This window comes from Klebsiella sp. K-3 (genome assembly GCF_051207495.1).
Lineage (GTDB): Bacteria > Pseudomonadota > Gammaproteobacteria > Enterobacterales > Enterobacteriaceae > Klebsiella > Klebsiella aerogenes.
In genome coordinates this window covers 1-22,803 of record NZ_JBPNXF010000018.1, presented here as the reverse complement: position 1 = coordinate 22,803, position 22,803 = coordinate 1, and the positions used below count along the sequence as shown (strand labels likewise).

25 protein-coding genes and 1 tRNA gene are annotated in these 22,803 nt (G+C 53.7%); 12 read left to right on the top strand and 14 right to left on the bottom strand.

What is annotated here, in order from left to right:
* Positions 1 to 105: 105 nt before the first annotated feature.
* The 3 genes from ACSEMK_RS22645 to rimJ are packed head-to-tail and all read right to left on the bottom strand — an operon-like array spanning position 106 to position 2,273.
* Entirely contained in the window at positions 106 to 1,029 is a 924-nt protein-coding gene (locus tag ACSEMK_RS22645; protein WP_087858009.1) for a Gfo/Idh/MocA family protein, read from the bottom strand.
* Positions 1,030 to 1,031: 2 nt separating this feature from the next.
* Positions 1,032 to 1,679 (bottom strand): YceH family protein, encoded by a 648-nt coding sequence (locus ACSEMK_RS22640; RefSeq protein ID WP_430915490.1) that lies wholly within the window; start codon positions 1,677 to 1,679, stop codon positions 1,032 to 1,034.
* Between the two features lie 9 nt (positions 1,680 to 1,688).
* Complete coding sequence (rimJ, locus tag ACSEMK_RS22635; protein WP_430915489.1) at positions 1,689 to 2,273, bottom strand: ribosomal protein S5-alanine N-acetyltransferase; 585 nt, start codon at positions 2,271 to 2,273, stop codon at positions 1,689 to 1,691.
* 227 nt (positions 2,274 to 2,500) lie between these two features.
* Between rimJ and mdtH the strand changes: the two genes are divergently transcribed.
* The 7 genes from mdtH (at position 2,501) to ACSEMK_RS22600 (ending at position 7,855) form a co-directional block, all read left to right on the top strand.
* On the top strand, positions 2,501 to 3,709 hold the full coding sequence (mdtH, locus tag ACSEMK_RS22630; protein WP_015367204.1) for a multidrug efflux MFS transporter MdtH: 1,209 nt from the start codon (positions 2,501 to 2,503) through the stop codon (positions 3,707 to 3,709).
* A gap of 114 nt (positions 3,710 to 3,823) precedes the next feature.
* Positions 3,824 to 4,384 (top strand): lipoprotein, encoded by a 561-nt coding sequence (locus tag ACSEMK_RS22625; protein WP_087858011.1) that lies wholly within the window; start codon positions 3,824 to 3,826, stop codon positions 4,382 to 4,384.
* 130 nt (positions 4,385 to 4,514) lie between these two features.
* Positions 4,515 to 5,561: a dihydroorotase gene (gene pyrC / locus ACSEMK_RS22620; RefSeq protein ID WP_113374203.1), complete on the top strand. Its 1,047-nt coding sequence runs from the start codon at positions 4,515 to 4,517 to the stop codon at positions 5,559 to 5,561.
* Between the two features lie 73 nt (positions 5,562 to 5,634).
* Positions 5,635 to 5,880, top strand: coding sequence for a DNA damage-inducible protein I (dinI, locus tag ACSEMK_RS22615; protein ID WP_087858013.1), 246 nt, complete (start codon positions 5,635 to 5,637; stop codon positions 5,878 to 5,880).
* A gap of 305 nt (positions 5,881 to 6,185) precedes the next feature.
* The gene (gene bssS, locus ACSEMK_RS22610; RefSeq protein ID WP_015367208.1) at positions 6,186 to 6,440 is read left to right on the top strand and encodes a biofilm formation regulator BssS; all 255 of its coding nucleotides are present in this window, start codon (positions 6,186 to 6,188) and stop codon (positions 6,438 to 6,440) included.
* Positions 6,441 to 6,564: 124 nt separating this feature from the next.
* Entirely contained in the window at positions 6,565 to 7,683 is a 1,119-nt protein-coding gene (gene solA, locus ACSEMK_RS22605) for an N-methyl-L-tryptophan oxidase (protein WP_430915488.1), read from the top strand.
* Between the two features lie 58 nt (positions 7,684 to 7,741).
* A complete protein-coding gene (locus tag ACSEMK_RS22600) occupies positions 7,742 to 7,855 on the top strand; it encodes a YceO family protein (protein ID WP_015367210.1) in 114 nt (37 codons plus the stop codon).
* Here the strand turns inward: ACSEMK_RS22600 and ACSEMK_RS22595 are convergent.
* The gene (locus ACSEMK_RS22595) at positions 7,841 to 8,905 is read right to left on the bottom strand and encodes a rhodanese-related sulfurtransferase (RefSeq protein WP_087858015.1); all 1,065 of its coding nucleotides are present in this window, start codon (positions 8,903 to 8,905) and stop codon (positions 7,841 to 7,843) included. The genes ACSEMK_RS22600 and ACSEMK_RS22595 overlap by 15 nt on opposite strands.
* Positions 8,906 to 9,112: 207 nt before the next feature.
* Between ACSEMK_RS22595 and ACSEMK_RS22590 the strand changes: the two genes are divergently transcribed.
* The 3 genes from ACSEMK_RS22590 to ACSEMK_RS22580 all read left to right on the top strand — a co-directional run bounded on the left by ACSEMK_RS22590 (position 9,113) and on the right by ACSEMK_RS22580 (position 11,936).
* Entirely contained in the window at positions 9,113 to 10,033 is a 921-nt protein-coding gene (locus tag ACSEMK_RS22590; protein ID WP_430915487.1) for a Kdo(2)-lipid IV(A) acyltransferase, read from the top strand.
* Positions 10,034 to 10,207: 174 nt separating this feature from the next.
* Positions 10,208 to 11,458: a multidrug efflux MFS transporter MdtG gene (gene mdtG, locus ACSEMK_RS22585; RefSeq protein WP_213316691.1), complete on the top strand. Its 1,251-nt coding sequence runs from the start codon at positions 10,208 to 10,210 to the stop codon at positions 11,456 to 11,458.
* 91 nt (positions 11,459 to 11,549) lie between these two features.
* Complete coding sequence (locus ACSEMK_RS22580) at positions 11,550 to 11,936, top strand: MysB family protein (RefSeq protein WP_087858018.1); 387 nt, start codon at positions 11,550 to 11,552, stop codon at positions 11,934 to 11,936.
* Here the strand turns inward: ACSEMK_RS22580 and ACSEMK_RS22575 are convergent, their stop codons facing one another.
* From ACSEMK_RS22575 to mdoG, 3 genes are all read right to left on the bottom strand, one after another.
* On the bottom strand, positions 11,937 to 12,164 hold the full coding sequence (locus ACSEMK_RS22575) for a YceK/YidQ family lipoprotein (RefSeq protein ID WP_087858019.1): 228 nt from the start codon (positions 12,162 to 12,164) through the stop codon (positions 11,937 to 11,939).
* Positions 12,165 to 12,225: 61 nt separating this feature from the next.
* On the bottom strand, positions 12,226 to 14,754 hold the full coding sequence (gene mdoH / locus ACSEMK_RS22570) for a glucans biosynthesis glucosyltransferase MdoH (RefSeq protein WP_113374206.1): 2,529 nt from the start codon (positions 14,752 to 14,754) through the stop codon (positions 12,226 to 12,228).
* Entirely contained in the window at positions 14,747 to 16,300 is a 1,554-nt protein-coding gene (gene mdoG / locus ACSEMK_RS22565) for a glucans biosynthesis protein MdoG (protein ID WP_045393624.1), read from the bottom strand. The genes mdoH and mdoG overlap by 8 nt, the downstream gene beginning before the upstream one ends.
* 252 nt (positions 16,301 to 16,552) lie before the next feature.
* Between mdoG and mdoC the strand changes: the two genes are divergently transcribed.
* Positions 16,553 to 17,713, top strand: coding sequence for a glucans biosynthesis protein MdoC (gene mdoC, locus ACSEMK_RS22560; RefSeq protein ID WP_213793810.1), 1,161 nt, complete (start codon positions 16,553 to 16,555; stop codon positions 17,711 to 17,713).
* Between the two features lie 44 nt (positions 17,714 to 17,757).
* Here mdoC and ymdB read toward each other — a convergent pair whose 3' ends face one another.
* The 7 genes from ymdB to ghrA all read right to left on the bottom strand — a co-directional run bounded on the left by ymdB (position 17,758) and on the right by ghrA (position 22,412).
* Entirely contained in the window at positions 17,758 to 18,282 is a 525-nt protein-coding gene (ymdB, locus tag ACSEMK_RS22555; protein WP_430915486.1) for an O-acetyl-ADP-ribose deacetylase, read from the bottom strand.
* Between the two features lie 90 nt (positions 18,283 to 18,372).
* Positions 18,373 to 18,675, bottom strand: coding sequence for a type 1 fimbrial protein (locus ACSEMK_RS22550; protein WP_213316687.1), 303 nt, complete (start codon positions 18,673 to 18,675; stop codon positions 18,373 to 18,375).
* A gap of 228 nt (positions 18,676 to 18,903) precedes the next feature.
* Positions 18,904 to 19,200, bottom strand: coding sequence for a fimbrial assembly protein (locus tag ACSEMK_RS22545; protein WP_228302313.1), 297 nt, complete (start codon positions 19,198 to 19,200; stop codon positions 18,904 to 18,906).
* 287 nt (positions 19,201 to 19,487) lie between these two features.
* Positions 19,488 to 19,970 carry a DUF1097 domain-containing protein gene (locus ACSEMK_RS22540; protein WP_080961886.1) on the bottom strand — a complete coding sequence of 161 codons (483 nt, stop codon included), beginning with the start codon at positions 19,968 to 19,970 and terminating at the stop codon, positions 19,488 to 19,490.
* A gap of 102 nt (positions 19,971 to 20,072) precedes the next feature.
* Positions 20,073 to 20,627 carry a TorD/DmsD family molecular chaperone gene (locus ACSEMK_RS22535; RefSeq protein ID WP_435336647.1) on the bottom strand — a complete coding sequence of 185 codons (555 nt, stop codon included), beginning with the start codon at positions 20,625 to 20,627 and terminating at the stop codon, positions 20,073 to 20,075.
* A 23-nt stretch (positions 20,628 to 20,650) separates the two neighbouring features.
* Positions 20,651 to 21,388 carry a phosphatase gene (locus ACSEMK_RS22530; protein WP_015367224.1) on the bottom strand — a complete coding sequence of 246 codons (738 nt, stop codon included), beginning with the start codon at positions 21,386 to 21,388 and terminating at the stop codon, positions 20,651 to 20,653.
* Between the two features lie 85 nt (positions 21,389 to 21,473).
* Positions 21,474 to 22,412, bottom strand: a complete 939-nt coding sequence (ghrA, locus tag ACSEMK_RS22525) for a glyoxylate/hydroxypyruvate reductase GhrA (RefSeq protein ID WP_213793811.1) — start codon at positions 22,410 to 22,412, stop codon at positions 21,474 to 21,476.
* Positions 22,413 to 22,680: 268 nt separating this feature from the next.
* On the opposite strand from ghrA, the gene ACSEMK_RS22520 reads away from it, so the two are divergent.
* Positions 22,681 to 22,768 (top strand) — tRNA-Ser (locus ACSEMK_RS22520).
* Positions 22,769 to 22,803 lie beyond the last annotated feature (35 nt).

Sequence of the window (22,803 nt, the reverse complement as noted above, 5' to 3'; positions counted from 1 at the left end):
TATTCCACAACCCATGGAGTAAAACGCCCGCAAAAGCGGGCGCTGGAAAGTGGCGATAGTCTACCGGGTTCGCAATGAATTACTACTGTCAGTTGTTACAACCAGTTATTCGCTCATCGCTTCACGCCAGAGCTTTTCCACGATCCGCTGGGCTAAAAGCGCCTGCTCGCCGGCGGTTTCCGGAACCGTCTGATTTTGCACGCATTCAATGAAGTGCCGTGCGCAGCCGTCGAATCCGCGCTGCTCAAGCGTTGTTTGCCAGCCGGGTGCCGGGCGCTGCAAGATTCCGCTGCCCCGCTCTTCACGCCACTCGCGCATATCGCTCACCTCATACAGTCCGCCATCGGTTACCGCCTGCACCCACTCACGCTGGCTTCCGGCGCGACGATGCATGCTAGTCGTTATCTGCAGTTGCCCCGCGCTGAAGTGATGCTCGGCGTAGAGCATTTCCCCTTGAGAAGTGGTTTGCAGGATCCCGCCATTCACCCGCGCCTTATCTCCTGCCAGCCACAGTGCGGTATCAACAACATGCAGATAATCATCCAGCAGGGTAAAACGCAGTTCTTTGCCGACGCTATCGCTACGGTGCTTATCCATGCGCAATGACGCCGCATCATTGAGATGCGCTTTCAATTCACGATACAGCGGCGCAAAGCGGCGATTGAATCCCACCATTAACGTTAAACGCCGACGCGCTGCCAGTTCAACCAGTGATTCGGCTTCGCTGAGCTTGTCCGCCAGCGGCTTGTCCACGCAAACATGAACGCCTGCATTCAGCAGATGATGAACCACTTCATAATGTGAAGCGGTTGATGTATGAACAAATACCGCATCACATTGCGCCGCCAGCGCATCCAGAGACTCGGCATAAGGCAGACGCCAGGTTTCGCAGATGCGTAACGCTTTCTCTTTCCCCGGCGACCAGGCGGCCTGCAGCGTCCAGCCATCAGCGGCGCCAAGCACCGGCAGCCATGCCTTTTGTGCAATGCCGCCAAGCCCCACCACGCCAACACGTAATTTCGCCGTCACGGTTACTCTCCTAAATGAGCCAGCAGGGAATCAAGACGTATTTTGAGCTCAGCGACTTCACTTTCCAGCGCCTCAACGCGCGCCTGCAAATCGTCATTCGGCGGGGACACGGCTTCCACGACGGTAATGAGCGAATCCATGTCATCACAAAACAGGTGCATATAGCGGCTTTCGCGTTTACCCGGCTCGCGCGGAAGGCGCGCGACGTAAGGACCGTCTTCACGACTGGCCAAATTGTCGAGCGTGCTTTCCACCTCGGCCATATCGCGGAATTCATACATCCTCTGCGCGCGGCTACGCAGCTCGCCTGGCGTTTGCGCGCCGCGCAGCAGCAGCGTCGTGACGATGGCGACTTCCGCCGCCGTTAATTTGAGGTCGCCAAATTCGGAATTGCAGAAGCGCTGTTCATATTTGGTTACCCGGTTGCCAAAACCGCTTACCGTACGCAGGTAGTGGCGTTTAACCAGCTCATCCAGCAAACTCTGGACATCGCTTTCCGCCAGCGACATCACCGGCTCGCGGTTGGTTTTCTGGTTACAGGCGGTAACCACCGCATTCACTGATAGTGGATACTGTTCCGGCGTGGTTACCTGCTTCTCCAGCAGACAACCAATGATGCGCGCTTCATGCGCGGTTAGCTGATATTTCATGTTGTCTCCTTAGCGCCCTGGGGTCCAGTCAGTGGCCATTAACGCCGTCAATACGTGATCTCGCCATTGTCCATCAATGAGGAGGTAGTCCTTTGCGTAACCCTCTTTTTCGAATCCGAGCCGGGCGAGCAGATCGCCGCTGCGTTTGTTATGCGGCATATAGTTGGCCATGATGCGGTGGACATGCTGCGTACGTTGCATATAGCGAATCGCCGCGGTCAGCGCTTCAAACATCAGCCCCTGCCCTTGCCACTTTTCACCAATGGAATAGCCGAGATAGCAGGCATGAAATGAACCACGCACCACGTTTGAGAAATTCGCTACGCCAATAATCTCTTTCTCATCAGGATCGAGTAGCGCGAAATAAAATGCCGAACCCTGTTTGTGAAACTCCGTAATCATCGATAACCGCGCCTGCCAGCCGGAGGGATAACAGTGGCTTTCATCGCGCACCGGCTCCCAGGGTTTCAGGAACCCTTTATTTTCCGCGTAGTAATCGGCCAGACGCCAGGCGTCACGATCGTGAACCAGCCGCACCACCAGCCGGTCCGTCGTCAAACGCACCTTGGGTACGTTACTGCGATAGCCAAACATTCCTCACTCCTGTTCCCTGCCCCAAACTGATATCTTTCACTATACCTTCCCTGAGTGAAGGTGGGAAAACAGCAACATACCATTTTCTGCACCACCTCCGTTTTTCGATGAATAGCCTCAATCGATCTTGCTTTTTGATAAAAAAATATTGTCGCCAGTATGCTGGGAAAATAACCGCCGCCACCGCAGAATATCTAAGCTTATCTTTCTTTTTCCCTGGAGGGGAAATGTCCCGCGTATCGCAGGCAAGGAGCCTGGGTAAATATTTCCTGTTGGTCGATAACATGCTGGTTGTGCTCGGCTTTTTTGTCGTATTCCCCCTGATATCGATCCGTTTTGTCGACCAAATGGGCTGGGCGGCGCTGATGGTCGGTATTGCCCTCGGTCTACGTCAACTGGTGCAACAAGGTTTAGGCATCTTCGGCGGCGCGATTGCCGACCGTTTCGGCGCCAAACCGATGATTGTCACCGGGATGCTGATGCGCGCCGGCGGTTTCGCGGCGATGGCCGTCGCCCATGAGCCCTGGGTGCTCTGGCTTTCATGCATTTTGTCCGGTCTCGGCGGCACCCTGTTCGACCCGCCGCGAGCGGCGCTGGTGGTCAAACTGGTGCGCCCGCATCAACGTGGTCGCTTCTTCTCTATCCTGATGATGCAGGATAGCGCCGGCGCGGTCATCGGCGCTCTGCTGGGCAGTTGGCTCTTACAGTACGATTTCCGTCTGGTGTGCAGCGCAGGGGCAGCGCTCTTTATTGCCTGTGCCGCGTTTAACGCCTGGTATCTGCCGGCATGGAAACTCTCGACGGTCAAAACGCCAATCCGCGAAGGACTGGGGCTGGTGTTACGCGATAAGCGCTTTGTCACTTACGTGCTGACCCTGACCGGTTACTACATGCTGGCCGTGCAGGTGATGCTCATGCTGCCGATTATGGTTAACGATATTGCAGGCTCTCCGGCGGCGGTGAAATGGATGTATGCCATTGAAGCGACAATTTCCTTGACGCTGCTGTACCCCATCGCCCGCTGGAGCGAGAAACGTTTTCGCCTCGAGCATCGTCTGATGGCGGGTTTGCTGGTGATGACGGCGGCGATGCTGCCGATTGGCTTAACCAGCACACTGCAGCAGTTGTTTACCCTAATCTGTATCTTTTATATCGGCTCAATCATTGCCGAACCCGCGCGCGAAACGCTGGGCGCGTCACTGGCCGATGCCCGCGCTCGCGGCAGCTATATGGGTTTCAGCCGCCTTGGACTGGCTTTCGGCGGCGCGCTGGGGTACGCCGGCGGCGGCTGGCTGTTTGACGCCGGTAAAGTGCTCAATCAGCCCGAGCTGCCGTGGCTGATGCTGGGCATTATCGGCTTTGCGACATTCATTGCGCTGTGGTGGCAGTTCAGCCAAAAACGATCGGCTTCCGGCATGCTGGAACCGCGCACCTGACGCTCGGCCAAAGTGGTAATCCTTTTTTTCAGCATTTTCCGCTAGTACAAGCGGGGCTAGCAGACCATGCTGCTTTGTGTCAGGATTAGCTATGGCATGACGTTAAGGAACCCAATGAAAAAGATGTTGATCGCGGCCGCGCTGATTGTCGGCGGCCTTCTGAGCGGATGTAACCAGCTTACGCAATACTCCGTTAGCGAGCAGGAGATTAACCAGGCGCTGCAGAAACGTAATCACTTCGCCAAAGATATCGGCCTACCTGGCGTAGCGGATGCGCATATTGAACTGCAAAACCTGACCAGCGCCATCGGTCGTGAAGAGCCGAATAAAGTGGCGCTGAGCGGAACCGCTAATCTGGATCTGAATTCGCTGTTTGGCAATCAGAAAGCGACCATCGACCTGAAGCTCAAAGCGCTGCCGGTGTTCAATAAAGAGCAAGGCGCGATTTATCTGCGTGAAATGGAAGTCGTCGATGCGAAAGTTAAGCCGGAAAAGCTCACCTCCGTGGTACAGACGCTGATCCCTTATCTGAATCAGTCGCTGCGAAGCTATTTCAACCAGCAACCGGCCTACGTTCTGCGTGAAGATGCCAGCACCGGCGAAGCCTTAGCGAAGAAATACGCTAAAGGCATCGAAGTGAAACCGGGCGAGATAATCATCCCCTTCACTGACTAAACGATAAGGGCGCTGAATATGGCGCCCTTAATTTTTTACGGAAATGAGTGCAAAGGAAAACGTTTACGCTTATCCTTAGTGCCCGGCAAAAAACAGCCCTGATGACTGAACCAATTAGCCGGAGCCTTCCATGACAGCACAACCCCAGGTATTGAAAATCCGCCGCCCTGACGACTGGCATATTCATTTACGCGATGATGATATGTTGAAAACCGTCGTGCCTTACACCAGTGAGTTTTATGGCCGGGCGATCGTGATGCCGAATCTGGTACCGCCGGTAACGACCGTCGCTGCTGCCATTGCTTACCGCCAGCGCATCATCGATGCAATTCCCGCCGGGCATGATTTCACGCCGCTGATGACCTGCTACCTGACCGACACGCTCGACCCGGACGAACTGGAGCGCGGTTTCCATGAAGGCGTGTTCACCGCAGCCAAGCTCTACCCGGCAAACGCCACTACCAATTCCAGTCACGGCGTAACCAGCACCGACGCCATCATGCCGGTACTGGAACGGATGGAAAAACTGGGCATGCCGCTACTGGTGCACGGCGAAGTTACCCATGCTGATATCGATATCTTCGATCGCGAAGCGCGCTTTATCGAGACGGTGATGGAACCGCTGCGCAAACGGCTGCCGGGGTTAAAAGTGGTCTTCGAACATATCACCACCAAAGATGCTGCTGAATACGTGCGCGACGGCAACGAACTGCTGGCCGCCACCATCACGCCGCAGCATCTGATGTTTAACCGCAATCATATGCTGGTTGGCGGTATTCGTCCGCATCTATACTGCCTGCCGATCCTCAAGCGAAACGTCCACCAGCAGGCGCTGCGTGAACTGGTCGCCAGCGGGTTCAGCCGCGCCTTCCTCGGCACAGACTCCGCCCCGCACGCGCGCCACCGTAAAGAGGCCAGCTGCGGCTGTGCGGGCTGTTTCAATGCCCCCACCGCGCTCGGCAGCTACGCCACCGTCTTTGAAGAGATGAATGCGCTGGAGCATTTTGAGGCTTTCTGCTCGCTGAATGGCCCGCGTTTCTACGGCCTGCCGGTGAATGAAAGCTACGTTGAACTGGTACGTGAAGAGAGCACCGTTGCCGAAAGTATCGCTCTTCCAGGCGATACGTTGGTGCCGTTCCTGGCCGGTGAAACCGTGCGTTGGACGATGAAAAAATAAAGTTTTTTGCCCCCTGTTGTAAATGCGCAAGTGTTACTGTATAAATAAACAGTATATTACCCAGGGGGCCATTATGCGCATCGAAGTGTCAATTGCCAAAACCACAGCCTTACCCAGCGGCGCGCTGGAAGCGCTGAATAACGAACTCGCTAAGCGTATCGCTCAACATTATCCGGAACGAGAAAACCAGGTCACGGTACGTTACGCCGCCGGCAATAATTTATCTGTCATCGGTGGCCTGAAAGAAGACAAAGACCGGATTAGCGAAATCCTGCAGGAAACCTGGGAAAGCGCCGACGATTGGTTTATCCACGACTAAGCCTCCGGGTTTGCTTACGCAAAATCAATTTGCTCCCTCATTGTGCTTTTTTTTTGCCGGGTCGCCCCGGCTTTTTTATCTCCGCTTATAACTAAGACTTTCCTTAATATCCTGATAAATTCCTTAAAAAATAATGAGCCCCAGGATGAAATCCGCGCAAAAAACCACCGATCAGCGTAAAATTTGTCTCTAATTATTTATTTTCTCGAGTTTGCACTTAACTGCTGATATAATTAACCTGCTTCAGAAAACAAGCATTAAACCTCGAGAATTGTTGTCTTTTAACATATGAATAAGGGGTTATGATGGAAAAGAATAATGAAGTCATCCAGACCCATCCCCTCGTCGGATGGGACATCAGCACCGTTGATAGCTACGATGCGCTGATGTTGCGCCTGCACTACCAAAACCCCACCCAAGAAAGCGATAAAGAAGCAGAAATTGGCCAGACGCTATGGCTAACGACGGATGTCGCACGTCAGTTTATTTCTATTCTGGAAGCAGGAATAGCGAAGATAGAATCTGGCGATTACCAGGCAAATGAGTATCGCAGACATTAGCATCACCGATGATGTCTAAATATTCACTGAACAGGCACCTGCGGGTGCCTGAATTATTTTTCGCGCTTGTACATCCGGCTGATGTTAATTACCCTGCTAATAAAACAATAACCCGGAACTCACCATGCAATACGACCTCATCATTATCGGTAGCGGCTCCGTTGGCGCTGCCGCCGGCTATTACGCCCGCCGCGCCGGTCTGAATGTCCTGATGACCGATGCCCACAAACCGCCGCACCTGGAAGGCAGCCACCATGGCAACACGCGTCTGATTCGTCACGCTTATGGCGAGGGCGAAAGATACGTGCCGTTGGTGCTACGCGCCCAGCAGCTATGGGACGAATTCGCGCAAAGTAGCGGCGAGGCCGTATTCGAAAAAACCGGGGTTATTAACCTTGGCCCCGCCGGCTCCGATTTTCTCAATAACGTAGCCCACAGCGCGCGTCAGTTTGAGCTTAACGTGGAAGAGCTGGATGCTGAGGCGGTTATGAAACGTTGGCCGGAGATTCGTATCCCGCAAGATTACCGGGCTATTTTTGAACCGGCTTCCGGCGTGTTACGCAGCGAGCTGGCGATAGAAACCTGGATTCGCCTGGCGCGCGAAGCGGGCTGCGCCCAACTGTTCAACTGCCCGGTTACCGCAATTCACCATCACACCGACGGCGTGACCATTGATACCGCCGATGGTAGCTACAGCGGCAAAAAACTGCTGATCAGCGCCGGGACCTGGGTAACAAAATTATTGCCGGAACTGCCCATTCAACCGGTACGTAAAGTCTTCGCCTGGTTCCAGGCCGATGGTCGCTATAGCGCGAAAAATAACTTCCCGGCTTTCACCGGCGAGCTGCCGAATGGCGATCAGTATTATGGCTTCCCGGCGGAAGACAACGAATTGAAGATCGGCAAGCATAATGGCGGCCAGCTGATTTCCGAGCCGGGCGAGCGGAAACCGTTTGGCGCTGTCGCCAGCGATGGCTCTGAGTCGTTCAATTTCCTGCGCAATGTACTGCCCGGAATCGGCGGCTGCCTGCACGGTGCCTCCTGCACATACGATAATACGGCAGATGAAGATTTCATCATTGATACCCTTCCCGGTCACGACAATACATTACTCATTACCGGTTTAAGCGGTCACGGTTTCAAGTTTGCGCCGGTACTTGGCGAAATTGCGACGCAATTTGCGCAAGGTGAAACGACGGAGTTTGATCTGACTCCCTTCTCGCTGGCGCGATTTTCACAATAATAGCCAGCTATAAAACAAAACGGCCTCGATTGAGGCCGTTTCATCTCAGAGAGCGTGTATGCGTCGCCTGTACCACTGGTTAGTCAACAACGTACGCGAGCACTTTATGATTTATCTCGCGCTGTGGCTGCTGCTAGCAGTAATCGACCTCATCTGGTTATGGTTTTACTGACGGGTCGGGATCCGGGATACCTAGTTTGGTATTAAGACGGCCGCGGGATTTATTAAAAATCTTATTGCCATTTTCTCGCCCCGCCCGCAATTTGCGCTGCTCCTCTTCCGGCAGTTTATGCTCTTCCATACAGGCTTCGCTGCAGCAACCGGCAAATTTCTCGGCACAAGCCGGGCACTGAATAAACAGCAAATGGCAGCCGTCGTTGAGGCAATTGGTGTGGCTGTCGCACGGTGCGCCGCATTGATGGCAGTGGGCAATCACATCATCAGAAATACGCTCGCCCATTCTCTCGTCAAAAACAAAGTTCTTACCGATAAAGCGTACCGGCAAGCCCTGTTCACGGGCGCGGCGCGCGTACTCGATAATCCCGCCTTCAATATGCCATACCTTATTGAAACCGCTATGCTTCATCCAGGCGCTGGCCTTCTCACAGCGAATGCCGCCGGTACAGTACATGACAATTTTCTTGTCTTTGTACTCCTGCATCATCTCAACCGCTTTCGGCAATTGATCGCGGAAGGTATCCGCCGGAATTTCCATCGCGTTCTCGAAGTGACCGACTTCGTATTCATAATGGTTGCGCATATCGATGAATACCGCGTCCGGATCGTCCAACATCGCGTTCACTTCCGCCGCTTTCAGGTACTCGCCCACGTCAGAGGGATCAAAAGTCGGGTCATCAATACCGTCGGCCACAATGCGGTCGCGAACCTTGAGGCGCAGGACCCAGAAGGATTTACCGTCATCATCCAGCGCGATATTCAGACGTAACCCTTTCAGCGCCGGGTCAAAACCATCGAGAAACTCACGTAACGCCGCGACCTTGCTTTCCGGCACGCTGATCTGCGCATTGATACCTTCATGGGCCAGATAGATGCGGCCAAAGACATTCAGCTTAGTCAGCGCCAGCCACAGGGCGTCGCGGGTCGCTTTCGGGTCAACGATAGTGAAATATTTATAGAACGAGATCGTCGTGCGCGGCTCGGTTTCAGCCAGCATCTGCGCCTTTAACGTCTCATTTGAAATGCGGTTGTGTAACACTGGCATGGTGTACCTGCTCGACATAGGAAATGAGTAAAATAAACGGCGGGCATCATATAGCAAACACCTTTAATTTACATCCCTACATTTTACGCTACATTTCAGCCACGCAATTTTCAGCCGTTAACAATCTGCTTCAGCAGGAGACTGCTTTTGGCGGCAGCGCAAAAAAATGCGATAATAGAACGCGTTGTTAAATCAGACAGGTATGAAATGACCCATTTACCGAAATTTTCCGCCGCGCTGCTCCATCCGCGCTACTGGCTGCTTTGGCTGGGCATAGGCCTGTTGTGGTTAGTTGTCCAACTCCCTTATCCGGTTATCTACCGTCTCGGTAATGCCATTGGTCGCCTGGCAATGCGTTTTATGAAACGCCGCGCAAAAATCGCTTATCGCAATCTTGAACTCTGCTTTCCTGAGAAGAGCGAGCAAGAGCGTTATCAACTGGTAGTACAAAACTTTGAGTCCGTCGGCATGGGCCTGATGGAAACCGGGATGGCATGGTTCTGGCCAACCCGACGCATTGCGCGCTGGACAGACACCATCGGCTTCCAATATGTCCGCGACGTGCAGGCACAACAGCGCGGCATTCTGTTGATTGGTATTCATTTCCTGACGCTGGAAATGGGCGCGCGCATGTTCGGCATGAACGAACCCGGTATCGGCGTCTATCGCCCGAATGACAATCCGGTTATCGACTGGCTGCAGACCTGGGGCCGCCTGCGTTCCAACAAAGATATGATTGACCGTAAAGATCTCAAAGGCATGATCCGCGCGCTGAAAAAAGGCGAAGTGGTCTGGTACGCCCCGGATCACGACTACGGCCCGACCGCCAGCGTCTTCGCGCCGCTGTTCGCCGTCGACCAGGCCGCCACCACTTCGGGTACCTGGATGCTGGCGAAAATGTCCAAAGCCTGCATTGTGCCATTTGTTCCGCGCCGCAAACCAAACGGCAAAGGCTATGAGCTCATCATGCTGCCGCCGGAGTGCGATCCGCCGTTGGATAACGCGGAGACCACCGCCGCATGGATGAACAAAATCGTCGAACAATGCATCATGATGGCGCCAGAGCAATATATGTGGCTGCATCGTCGCTTTAAGACGCGTCCGGAAGGCGTGCCTTCGCGCTACTGATTGACTCATCATCCGGGTGGTCCCCTGCCCGGATATATTTTTACCGCCGATCCTTTTTAATACTCCTTTAGCTTTAAAAGCTACGCTCCATTGCGACAACCATTTCTCAGGCGCATAATTAGCAGGCTCATATTTTCCTTTATTTTGACCCGCGCCGCGGGCCAGTGAGACCTTATGTCGTCTGCTGATACGCCTATTAACTGGAAACGAAATCTTACCGTCACCTGGCTTGGCTGCTTTTTAACCGGCGCCGCCTTTAGCCTCGTGATGCCTTTTTTGCCACTCTATGTCGAACAGTTGGGTGTGACCGGCCATAGCGCGCTGAATATGTGGTCAGGGTTGGTGTTTAGCATTACCTTCCTGTTTTCCGCCGTTGCCTCGCCGTTCTGGGGCGGATTGGCCGACCGTAAAGGGCGTAAGATTATGCTGCTGCGTTCAGCGCTGGGGATGGCCATCGTCATGATGCTGATGGGCATGGCGCAAAACATTTGGCAATTCCTGATCCTGCGCGCGCTGCTGGGTTTACTGGGCGGTTTTATCCCCAATGCCAATGCGCTGATCGCGACCCAGATCCCGCGTCAGAAAAGCGGCTGGGCGCTAGGAACGCTTTCAACCGGCGCGGTAAGCGGCGCCCTCCTTGGCCCGCTGGCGGGCGGTTTCCTTGCCGACCACTGGGGTTTGCGCACCGTCTTCTTCATGACCGCCACGGTGCTGTTTATCTGCTTCCTGTTCACCCTATTTTTGATTCGCGAAAACTTTGTTCCGGTGAACAAAAAAGAGATGCTCAATGCCAGGGACGTTTTCGGTTCGCTCAAGAACCCTAAACTGGTGCTCAGCTTGTTCGTGACCTCATTGATTATCCAGGTGGCGACGGGTTCCATTGCGCCGATCCTGACGCTCTACGTGCGCGACCTGGCGGGTAACGTCAGCAATATCGCCTTTATTAGCGGTATGATTGCCTCCGTACCCGGCATTGCCGCCCTGCTGAGCGCGCCACGTTTAGGCAAGCTCGGCGATCGTATTGGGCCGGAGAAGATCCTGATCGTTGCCCTGGTTATTTCCGTACTGCTGCTGGTCCCAATGTCATTCGTTCAGACGCCGCTACAGCTGGGTATTCTGCGCTTTTTGCTCGGCGCCGCCGACGGCGCGCTATTACCCGCCGTACAAACTCTGCTGGTGTACAACTCCACCAGCCAGATATCGGGGCGTATCTTTAGCTATAACCAGTCGTTTCGCGATATTGGCAACGTCACCGGGCCGTTAATCGGCGCCTCGGTCTCGGCCAACTACGGCTTCCGCGCCGTGTTCCTCGTCACCGCCTGCGTCGTCCTGTTTAACGCTTTTTACTCGACCATCAGTCTACGTCGCCCACGGCATAGCGCTTCAGCGGATGACGGAGACTCGGGTAAACGTTCGGTAAATTAAGCGCTTCAGCGCTTCTCTGCCTTGACGCCAGGCTAACCGCCTTCTATAGATTGAAACGTGTTCCTTTTTCATTCTTCTTAGGGGGTTAGCTATGTCAACGGAATCAGTTTTCTACGCCACGCTCGAAGAGGCAATCGACGCCGCCCGGGAAGAGTTTTTGGCCGATAATCCCGATAGCGATGAAGAAACTGCCGATATCGAACAGTTCAATATGCAGAAGTACGTACTCCAGGACGGTGATATCGCCTGGCGGGCTGAATTCTTCGCCAGCGAAGATGAAGAAGGCGAGTGTCTCCCCATGCTCAGTGGTGAAGCGGCGCAAAGCGTATTTGACGGTGATTATGACGAAATCGAGCTACGCCAGGAGTGGGTGGAAGAAAATACGCTACACGAATGGGATGAAGGCGAGTTTCAGCTGGAGCCTTCCCTGGATACCGAAGAGGGGCAGACGGCAGCCGATGAGTGGGACGAGCGTTAATTACTCATAGGGACCATGGCTGGCGTCTAACGGCAGCAACAGCGTATCAAATACCAGCGAGAATGGCAGATCGAGAATGGTCAGATAGCGCCAGCCTGAATCGCGAACATCCCACTGTACGCCGGGATAATATTGGTTGCCATGGCCCTGCCCCGGTACCGTACGGCTAATAATGCTGCCGCAGCCGCTGAGTACCAGCGTCATGGCGATAAGCACAAATATTCTCATTCACTTCCTCTCAGGCAAAAAAATACCGGCACAATTGCCGGTATTTTCCTTAACGTACGGCTTACTTCGTTTTCAACGCCAGCGGGTTCAGCGTGAGTTTCTGATACTCTCCCACCCAGGAAGAATATTTCTCCGGGGAGTTCCACACGCGGTAGTGCAGACGCGACATCGTTACAGGATCGCTTAACAGAACCAGACGACGATCGCGGTTAAGTTTATCAGGCGTTTCATTCAGCGCCTGCTCAACGTGGCGTTCACGGGCAATATCCAGAATACGACCGTGGCGATGACGCGCCGTTGCCATTGCCGTCGCCAGGGCGTTGAACGATGGGTTAAACACCGCATGCATAAAGCCATCGCCCAGCGAACGCTGACGGTTCAGAGTCAGGTAAGCATCGGTATCTTTCAGTACCTGCGGCGGCGAATACTCTTCCGGGATCAGGAACAATTTCCAGCGTTTAGTACGCAGACCTACCGTCGCGCGGCTGGAAATCGCCGAGACAAATGGAGAGAGAATTAGCGACACGACGATAGGCGCCAGCCAGAACAGGAAACGCAGATCCAGCCACGCCATACCAACCGCCCAAACCAGACCCAGAAGCAGCTGCGAACCGTGACGCATAAAGGCCTCGCCCCAGGGCGTTGAGTCATCATCGCGCTGCGGTGAATTCCACACCACCTCCCAACCGAGGAACGCGCTGACCACGAACACGGTGTGGAACAGCATGCGCACCGGCGCCAGCAGCACCGAGAACAGCACCTCCAGCAGCAGGGAAAGCGTCACGCGGAAGAAGCCGCCGTACTCTTTCGGCCCCTTGCACCACACCAGAATGATACTCAGCAGTTTCGGCAGGAACAGCAGTACCATGGTCGAGGCAAACAGCGCGATAGCCAGTTCTGGACGCCACTGCGGCCATACCGGGAACAGCTGACGCGGCTGCAGGAAGTATTGCGGCTCGGTCAGGGCGTGCACGACCTGCAACGCCGTCGACAACGCGAGGAACATAAACCACAGCGGCGCCGACAGATAAGACATGACGCCGGTCAGGAACACCGCACGGTGTACCGGGTGCATCCCTTTCACCAGAAACAGGCGGAAGTTCATCAGGTTACCCTGACACCAGCGACGGTCGCGCTTCAGCTCATCCAGCAGGTTCGGCGGCAGCTCTTCATAGGAGCCCGGCAGATCGTAGGCGATCCATACGCCCCAACCCGCACGGCGCATCAGCGCGGCTTCCACGAAGTCATGCGACAGAATCGAACCGGCAAAGTTACCCTCGCCCGGCAGCGGCGCCAGCGCACAGTGTTCGATGAACGGCTTCACGCGGATAATGGCGTTGTGACCCCAGTAGTGCGATTCACCCAACTGCCAGAAGTGCAGCCCGGCGGTAAACAGGGGGCCGTACACGCGGGTGGCGAACTGCTGGCAGCGCGCATAAAGGGTATCCATACCAGAGGCGCGCGGCGAAGACTGGATGATCCCGGCATTCGGATTCGCTTCCATCAGGCGCACCAGCCCGCTCAGGCACTCGCCGGTCATCACTGAGTCAGCGTCGAGCACCACCATGTAACTATACTGGCTACCCCAGCGACGGCAGAAATCATCGATGTTGCCGCTTTTACGTTTCACGCGACGGCGACGGCGACGATAGAAGATCTGGCCTTCACCCTGCACTTCGGCAATCAACTCCATCCACGCTTTTTGCTCGGCAACGCAAATATCCGGGTCGTAGCTGTCGCTTAGCACGTAAACGTCAAAATGCGCAGCGTTACCCGTCGCTTTCACCGATTCCCAGGTGGCGCGCAGGCCGGCAAACACGCGGTCAACATCTTCGTTGCAAATTGGCATAATAAGCGCCGTCCGGTGTTCCGGGTTCAGCGGCTCGTCACCAACGGTGGATGCCGAAATACTGTATTTATCACGCCCGATCAGCAGTTGCAGGAAGCCCATCAGCGCGGTCCAGAAACCGGCCGAGACCCAGCAGAAAAGTACCGCGAAGAGGATCAGGATACCGGTCTGCAACACGTACGGCAGTAGCTGCATGAAGGAGACCCATAGATCCTGGCCAACCATATCGGATGGATTGATCAACGCCCATCCCTGATAAGGGAGGATGGTCTTCATATACCACGTGGCCACCACCGTTTGCGCCAGCGTCAGCAGCAGCAAAATATAGCGGCGAATGGTGCCGACGGTACGCCATTTCTGTTCGCTTTCGCGCTCTTCCTGCGTGAGACGAGAGAGATAGCGCGGAGTCACATCACGGCCACGCAGACGATCCCAGAAGCGGCCTACCGGGTTGGTACGCCACGGGTCGGGGATCATCGAGGAACGTTTCGCTTTCGGCATCGCATGAAGCTGAGTGCGTCCTTCATCATCTTTCACCAGCTGATCGCCGGCCAGAGAGTCCGGCCAGCTATGCTCCAGCCGCGCTTTTACCGATCCTAATGGGGAATCTTCATCGCGCGAAAAATGATGATGCTCTGCGTCAAGCGCTTCATGTACGGCTTGCAGGCTCGTATCAGGTAATGCGGCTTTTTCTGCATCCGACAGCGGCAATGCGTCGATATAATTCGTTATCTTATTCATTGGCAGGCAGCTGATAGCTCCAGGTTTCGCTTAGCGTCTGATCGCCATTGACCAGCGCCGCACGCATTTCCGTGGTTTTCTTCGGATCTTTCACTTTCACGCGCAGGGTCATACGCCAACCCTTGATAACCGGATTATAGCGGACCGAGTTTTCCACGATTTCGGCGTTATCGCCGATGCTCGCCTGCGCCGTTACCGGGGTATCCGCCGCCATTTTTTTCATGTCAGCGCCGGTGAAATCAACGATGAAAGCGATGGTGCCATCTGGCTGGCGAATGAGATTAGACTGCTTCACATCACCGGTTGAGCGGCGAGTCTGCACCACATAAGCGCTGTCTGGCGCATGCAGTTTGTCTTCATCGCGGCTGAAGGTAATAGAGTACTTGAAGTTCATCTCTTTGCCTGGTTCCGGCAGCTGATCCGGGGTCCAGTAGGTGACGATATTATCGTTGGTTTCATCGTTGGTCGGGATTTCAACCAATTCGACTTTACCCTTACCCCAGTCGCCTTTCGGAGTGATCCACGCGCTCGGGCGCTGGTCGTAACGATCGTCGAGATCTTCAAAGCGGGAGAACTGGCGGCCACGCTGCAGCAGGCCAAACCCTTGCGGGTTCTCCATCGCATAACTACTGACGGCCAGATGTTTCGGGTTATTCAGCGGACGCCAGATCCACTCGCCGTTACCGGCAAGAATCGACAGACCGTTGGAGTCATGTAATTCCGGACGATAGTTGGTGGTCGGCGACGGTTGGTTCGGCCCAAACAGGAACATACTGGTCAACGGCGCCACGCCAAGCTTGCCGACTTTGTCGCGCAGATAAACCTTCGACTGCACATCAACCACGGTGTCGCGCCCGGGCATAATCACAAAGCGATAGGCGCCGGTCGCACGCGGGGAATCCAGCAGCGCGTAGATAGTTAAGCGCTTATCGGTCGCTTTCGGACGCTCAATCCAGAACTCGCGGAAGCGAGGGAACTCTTCGCCGGACGGCAGCGCGGTATCGATAGCCAGGCCGCGGGCGGAAAGCCCATAGACCTGACCCTGGCCCAGAACGCGGAAGTAGCTGGCCCCGAGCATGCTGACGATTTCGTCATTCTTGTCTTTGCTATTGATCGGATACAGTACTTTAAAACCGGCGAAACCAAGGTCTTTCACCGTGTCTTTATCGTGCTGAACATTGCCAAAATTAAAATAATCCGGGCTATATTTAATTTTACGTACGCTGGTGCTGGTCACTTCATTAATAGTAACCGGCGTGTCGAAATACATGCCCTGGTGGTAAAATTCCAGCTTGAATGGGGTCTTCAGATTATTCCAGTAGGCTTTATCGTGATTGAACTGGATTTGCTGGTAATCCGCGTATTTCATATCGCGGAAGGCGGAGGGCAGGTTACTTTTTGGCGCTTCATAGCCTTTCCCGGCTAACGTTTTCGCCTGTTTTGCTACGTCATCAATGCTGAATGCCCATGCAGATGAAGTACACAGGGACAACATTACGGCTGCGCTTAACCAACGCATTTTCATCATCTGTGGTTTATGTTTCATAGTAAGTAAGCACTTCCCCCTTTGTGTGCTTAAATCGATCCGATCTATTTTAATGGAAACTCAGGCAATCCGACAACATAATCCCTGCATTGTTCAGCTTAGCGGACCAGGGAATAAACAGTTCTCTGTCCCATATTGCACTTTGCGTACTTATCCTGGAGACAGATACCCTGAGTTCATGTAGGGTTGCTGGCAATGTAACCGTTATCGCCCTGAGTGATAAGACGAATTGTCTGAGATTGTTGTGAATTTATGAATAAAACACCAGTAGAACGTGAATATTTCTTCGACAGTATCCGCGCCTGGCTGATGCTGTTGGGGATCCCGTTTCACATCTCACTTATCTACTCCAGCCACAGCTGGCATGTGAATAGCCTGGAGCCCTCCTGGGGGCTAACGCTGTTCAACGATTTTATCCATGCCTTCCGTATGCAGGTCTTCTTTGTTATTTCCGGCTATTTCTCATACATGCTCTTTCTCCGCTATCCGCTGAAGAAATGGTGGAAAGTGCGTGTAGAGCGAGTTGGCATCCCGATGCTCACCGCGATCCCGCTGCTCACCCTGCCGCAGTTTCTGATGCTGCAATACGTCAATGGTAAAGCCCAGGACTGGCATACGCTCTCCGGCTATGACAAATTCAACACCCTGGCCTGGGAGCTTATCTCCCATCTGTGGTTTTTGCTGGTGCTCGTGGTGCTGACCACCGCCGGGGTAGTGCTGTTTAAGTGGCTGGCCAATCGGCGAAAAACGCAGACCGCCAGCTTCGGTGACACCGTCACATTCAGTCAATTATCGCTGATTTTTCTGGGACTTGGCGTATTGTATGCGGTGATCCGTCGCACCATTTTTATCGTATACCCGCCGATTCTCAGCAACGGACTGTTTAACTTTATCGTTATGCAGACCCTGTTTTATCTGCCGTTCTTCATTCTCGGCGCGCAGACGTTCATCAATCCGCGGCTAAAAGCGATGTTCACCACCTCGTCACCCTGGTGTTTTGTTGGGGCACTGCTGGGCTTTATCGCCTATCGTCTTAACCAGCAGTATGGTTCTGGCGATGGCTGGATGTATGAAACCGAATCGGTGATTACGATGGTGCTGGGGCTGTGGATGGTAAACGTGGTCTTCTCACTGGGCCACCGCCTGCTTAACTTCCAGTCCGCTCGGGTGACTTACTTCGTCAACGCTTCGCTGTTTATCTACCTGGTGCACCATCCGCTCACCCTGCTGTATGGGGCATGGATTACGCCGATAATAAAATCGAACCTGTTAGGTTTTATCACCGGACTGGTATTTGTGGTGGGGATTGCGCTGATATTGTACGAAATCCATCTTCGTATTCCGCTGCTGCGCTTCCTGTTCTCAGGTAAACCGCAACAAAAACCGGCGAAAGCGCCGGTGTCGGTTAACTAAAATCTGCAACCGACAGCGCGCCCGCGCGCTGTCGGTATCACGATTCATTCTGCCTGTAATAATCGCTGATAAATTTCCGCCGTTTCTTTATCAAAACAGACGAAATAGACCCGTTCCAGCGGATTATATCGGGTGAGGAAAGCATTCACCGTTTTTACCGCAATTTCCGCCGCCACCTGTTTCGGATAGCCATATACGCCGGTGCTGATAGCCGGAAAAGCAATAGAACGATAATTATTGGCTGCCGCCAGCAACAGACTATTGCGATAGGCATCCGCCAGTAATTCAGCTTCCTGCTCGCCGCCGCCGTGCCAGACGGGACCGACCGCATGAATCACCGCGCTGGCCGGTAAATTACCGGCGCTGGTGATAACCGCATGCCCGGGCGGACATTCGCCCTGCTGCTGACGGACTATTTTGCAGGCGGCCAGTAATTCCGGACCCGCAGCCCGATGAATGGCGCCATCAACGCCACCGCCGCCCAGTAACGATGGGTTGGCCGCGTTGACAATAACATCTACCTGCAACGTCGTAATATCGCCGAGAACCACTTCAGGTTGAACAACCATTTCCCCCTCCTGTCGGCAAACGTCTTCATACCTAGCGTGATGTCTACTATGGCATGATAGCCCCCAAGGCGGAAGCCTGAGGGCCAGTATTTAGCGATAATTCACTTCGAGGATAGCGCGGGTATGTTGCGGATCAATATACTTTAATTGTGCCGAATGGACGGCGTCATTGCTGTAATTCCCCGTCGTCAGCACCTGCGGCGAAACCGTATGGGTACGCAGCCGCGGACAGGCCATTTCAATCTTATCGCCCACACTATTGGCTTCGCAGGAGGGGTCAACGACCTGCCCGTAAATGGCGACAACGCCGCCGGTCGGCGCGGCATTCACTGAGCCAAATAAGCATGACAACATCAGACATGGCACCGCTAAGGCGTGGATTTTTTTTATCACGGCAAACTCCTCTGTATGAATAGCAAAGAAGCAACAGGCCATCCCTGAGCGCACTGCGCCGCCAGACTACGGCAAGGCAATGATTGCGTTATAAAACACAAATATATTACTTTTTGTTTTCTTTTTGATAACAAAATCGATTCATCTTGATTTTGCTACAAAAAATCTGCGTGGGAATATCAGGTGAGAGACGGGAAAACCCCTGCGGGTCCGGCAGGGGCTGTACTGTTAACGATAATTCACTTCGAGGATAGCGTTAGTGTGCTGAGGATTAATGTAGGTTAATTGCGTAGATTTGATATTGGCATGTTGCAGATCCCCTCGGGCCACCTGCTGAGCAGAAAAAGTAACTGACTTCTGCTTAGCGCAGGCCATCGAGACCTGATCTTCTGAAGAACGAATTTGACAAGGCGGTTCGACAACGCCGCCGTGGAAACGAATCACGCCGCTTGCGGCGCTAGAGGTAGTCGAAAAAGTCAATAAAGCGGGAAGGAAACAAACTGTAGCAAGTAGTACGCCAGTCATTTTTTTCACGGCAAAACCCCTCTGCGTAACGGTCAAAAAAACCTTACAAATCATCCATGAGCGCAGTTGAATACAAGCAACTACATACAAAATCAGTATATATATGAAGTACCTGTTGATACTTTTTTCTCTTCGTTTTTGCAAACGGTATCAAATTATTATGGTTTGTTTGCTCAAAATGTCTGCATTAAGAGGAAAAAACAATCGAAGAGGGGTTGATGCGAAAAGGCTTTCATGTAGGGCGTGACGGGAAGCTTGCTCCCGTCATCGAGGAAATGTGAAGAAAATCAGACGTGATCGTTAGCCAAAGATTTATTCTTTGCCGCTCGCGCCGCCAGCCACAGCCCGCTATTTTTCATGGCATAGCCAAAGACCAATCCCAGCGCCAGAGACGGCACGACAATGCGCCAGTCGCCGCTCGCGGCAAACGTCGCGCAGGCGCCGATAAAGGTTCCGGGAACAAAAGAGAGCAGCAGCTGGCGCGCCTGAATGCACATCAGGAAAGCGACTATTCCGGTCATCACATAGCTGAGGATTTCCAGCTGCGGCGCCAACGCGCTACCGTAAATAATCACCAGCGCCCATATCACGCCGCTCATGACCGTGCAGGCGGAAATCAACAGCCCTTTCAGGCCGCCTTGTGGACATGCGAAATAGGCCGTACAGCCGAGGAATCCGGCCCAGCTCAGCAGGCCAAGTGAGACCGCCACCCATCCCCAAATGCCGGAGAGAATGCCCGTCGTGAGTGCGATTGCGAAGAGTATGTTCATGCCGCGTATCATAGCAGATACGCGGCAACCAAATGCGATCCAGAACACACAATATGAATGCGTGAGTTTGCTGTTTCACATCAAAAGTGACATGTGTCACATTTATTCGTCGTTTTCTTCCTGTAGTTCATCCCACATCGCGGAAATCGCTTCACGCGTTAATAGCGCCATGGTGCGCCAGAATGCAGTTTGCGCATGCGCTTCCACTTTTCCAAGGAAGGTGCCGCACCACGGCAATAGATAATCGGCAAACAACGTTTCCAGCGTTTCGCTTTCGTCATCCGAGGCATGATCTTCAAGCCAGGATGCGGCCAGCAGTAAGGATCCAATATGATCGGTTGGACCTTCGCCAGTAGGAATGCCGTGTTGCGTCAGAAAACCACGAACTTCCGCTTCAGTTGCACCTTCAACCCACGCGCTGCGATAAGGCGAGACCGCACATTCTTCCCCAACGAACAGGGCGTTGTAATCAGCGGTTAACGGCTGGGTATCACAACTCTTCTGCAGACGCTCCAGTAATTCATCCTGTTCCAGCGGCCAGCTGGCGGCCAGCTTGCCATCGCGAATCAGCGTGAACAGCGGCATCAACAGCGGATCCTGCGGCTGACGATAGTACAGCGAGCCCAGCACGCGACAGAGGATTGAAAATTCATTCATACAATATGTTCCAGTGGTTCAAATTAAAGGTCTGCAAATTCCGCAATCGCCGGCATTCCGCGTGATTCGAGGAAATTCAATAGTCGACGCGGACTGACGTTTAGGATCCGCTCTTCCGGGAAATTCACCGCGTCAAGGATTTTGCGGCATTCGGTAAATTCGCCAAGGGTAAAGGCGGTATGCGAGTCCGAACCCAGCGCCACCCAACCACCCGCATCACGCACGGCGGCGGCGATCGCCCGGCAATTATCCTCACTACCAATACGCGATGAGAGGAATGAGGAATTATTAATTTCCAGCGCCACATGATGCTTTGCCGCCGCTTCGGCTACCGCTGGAATATCGATTGGGAACTTCGGATTTCCAGGATGGCTAATCATGTGGACGGCGCCACTGGCAATCGCGGCAATCATCGCTTCAGTATGAGTGGCTTTATCCTGGGGCGGGAATACTGGCTCATGAAATCCAGCAATGATCAGATCCAGCGAAGTCAGCATTGGCCCGGTACAGTCAATTTCACCTTGGGTATTTTTGATATTCGCTTCAATACCGCGCAGAATGCCGACGCCATCAACCAGACGCGGCCAGATACGCATATTGACGAAATGCCAGTAGTGCGGGGCATCTGCCATATCCGGGCCGTGATCGGTTATCGCAAATAGTTTAATGCCTTTACGTTTGGCCTCGGCAATATAGTCATGCAGGGTACTGTAGGCGTGGGTGCTGGCGACGGTATGCATGTGCAGGTCAACAGGATACATCACAATCTCCTCCTCTATTTGTGGCAAGAATAGCAGGAATCAGGAGTCATGATCAGTAAAAACCCCGCCGTAGCGGGGTTATCGATTAGTAGCCGCGCTGGCGGTCGACCTGCCCGCTGACCGTTTCACCCCGCTCCAGGCGGCTAATAGTGCTGGCGATATAGGCAATTGCTTCCTGCGGACGGGTAACGGCGGCAATATGCGGCGTCATGGCCACGCGCGGATGCGCCCACAGCGGGCTCTCTTTAGGCAACGGTTCGCGGCTAAAGACATCCAGCATCGCCCCTTTCAGTTTGCCGCTATTAAGCGCCGCCAGTAAATCCGGCTCAACGATATGCACGCCGCGGGCGAGATTCAGAACATAGCTGTTATCCGGAAGTTGAGAAAGTAAGCTTTCATTAATGATGCCGACGGTTTCGGCCGTATTGGGCAACAGGTTGATCAGCACTCGGGTTTCTTGTAGAAACGCGCCCAGTTCTTCCTGACCGGCAAAACTCTCAACCTGCGGCCAGGATTTGTGGCTACGGCTCCAGCAGCGCAGCGGGAAACCCCAGCGCAACAGGCTTTCCGCGACTTTGCCGCCCAACACCCCTGCCCCCATGATACCAATAGTGAAATCCTCGCGACGATATTCCGGCAACGGCTGCCAGCGGGATTCCTGCTTCAGCGCCTGATAATCATCAAAGCGGCGGAACCAGTGCAGCACCTGGCTTACCGCATATTCCTGCATTTGCAGGCCCATGCCGGTATCTTCGAGGCGGAACAGCGGAATCGAAAGCGGCAGCATTTCCGGATGTTCCCGCAGCTTGCTAAGAATGGAATCCACGCCTGCGCCGAGGGCAAAAACCGCTTTCAATTCGCGGCCTTGCAGCATTTCTACCGGTGGATGCCAGACCAGCGCATAGTCGGCTGGTTGATTGTCGCCAGGTTTCCACTCACGAACGCGCGCTCCCGGCAGATGTTTTTCCAGTTCTGCTATCCAGTATGGGGTATCGAACGTTGGGTGGTAAAAAATAATCTCCATAATGACTCCTGATTACTGACGCGTGAGTAGGTTGAGGTTTGCGTCGTGTTTTACTCTTTGTTTTGTATTGGTTTGCCAGCATAACAAATTCCGCATCGCTATCGAGCAATAAAGAGAATGGCGACAAAAAAAACGATTACCGCGCGTTTAAGAAGCAAGTTGTTTGAAGTTTGGCTAAACGCATCTTTTTTTAAAAAAGTTGATTGACGGGAGATACGTATTTCCCTACATTAGCGCCCGTTCCCAGCAACAACGGGAAAGACAATATGGTGAGGTGTCCGAGTGGCTGAAGGAGCACGCCTGGAAAGTGTGTATACGGCAACGTATCGGGGGTTCGAATCCCCCCCTCACCGCCATATTCGAGATGAGAGCTCGTACGAAAGTACGGGCT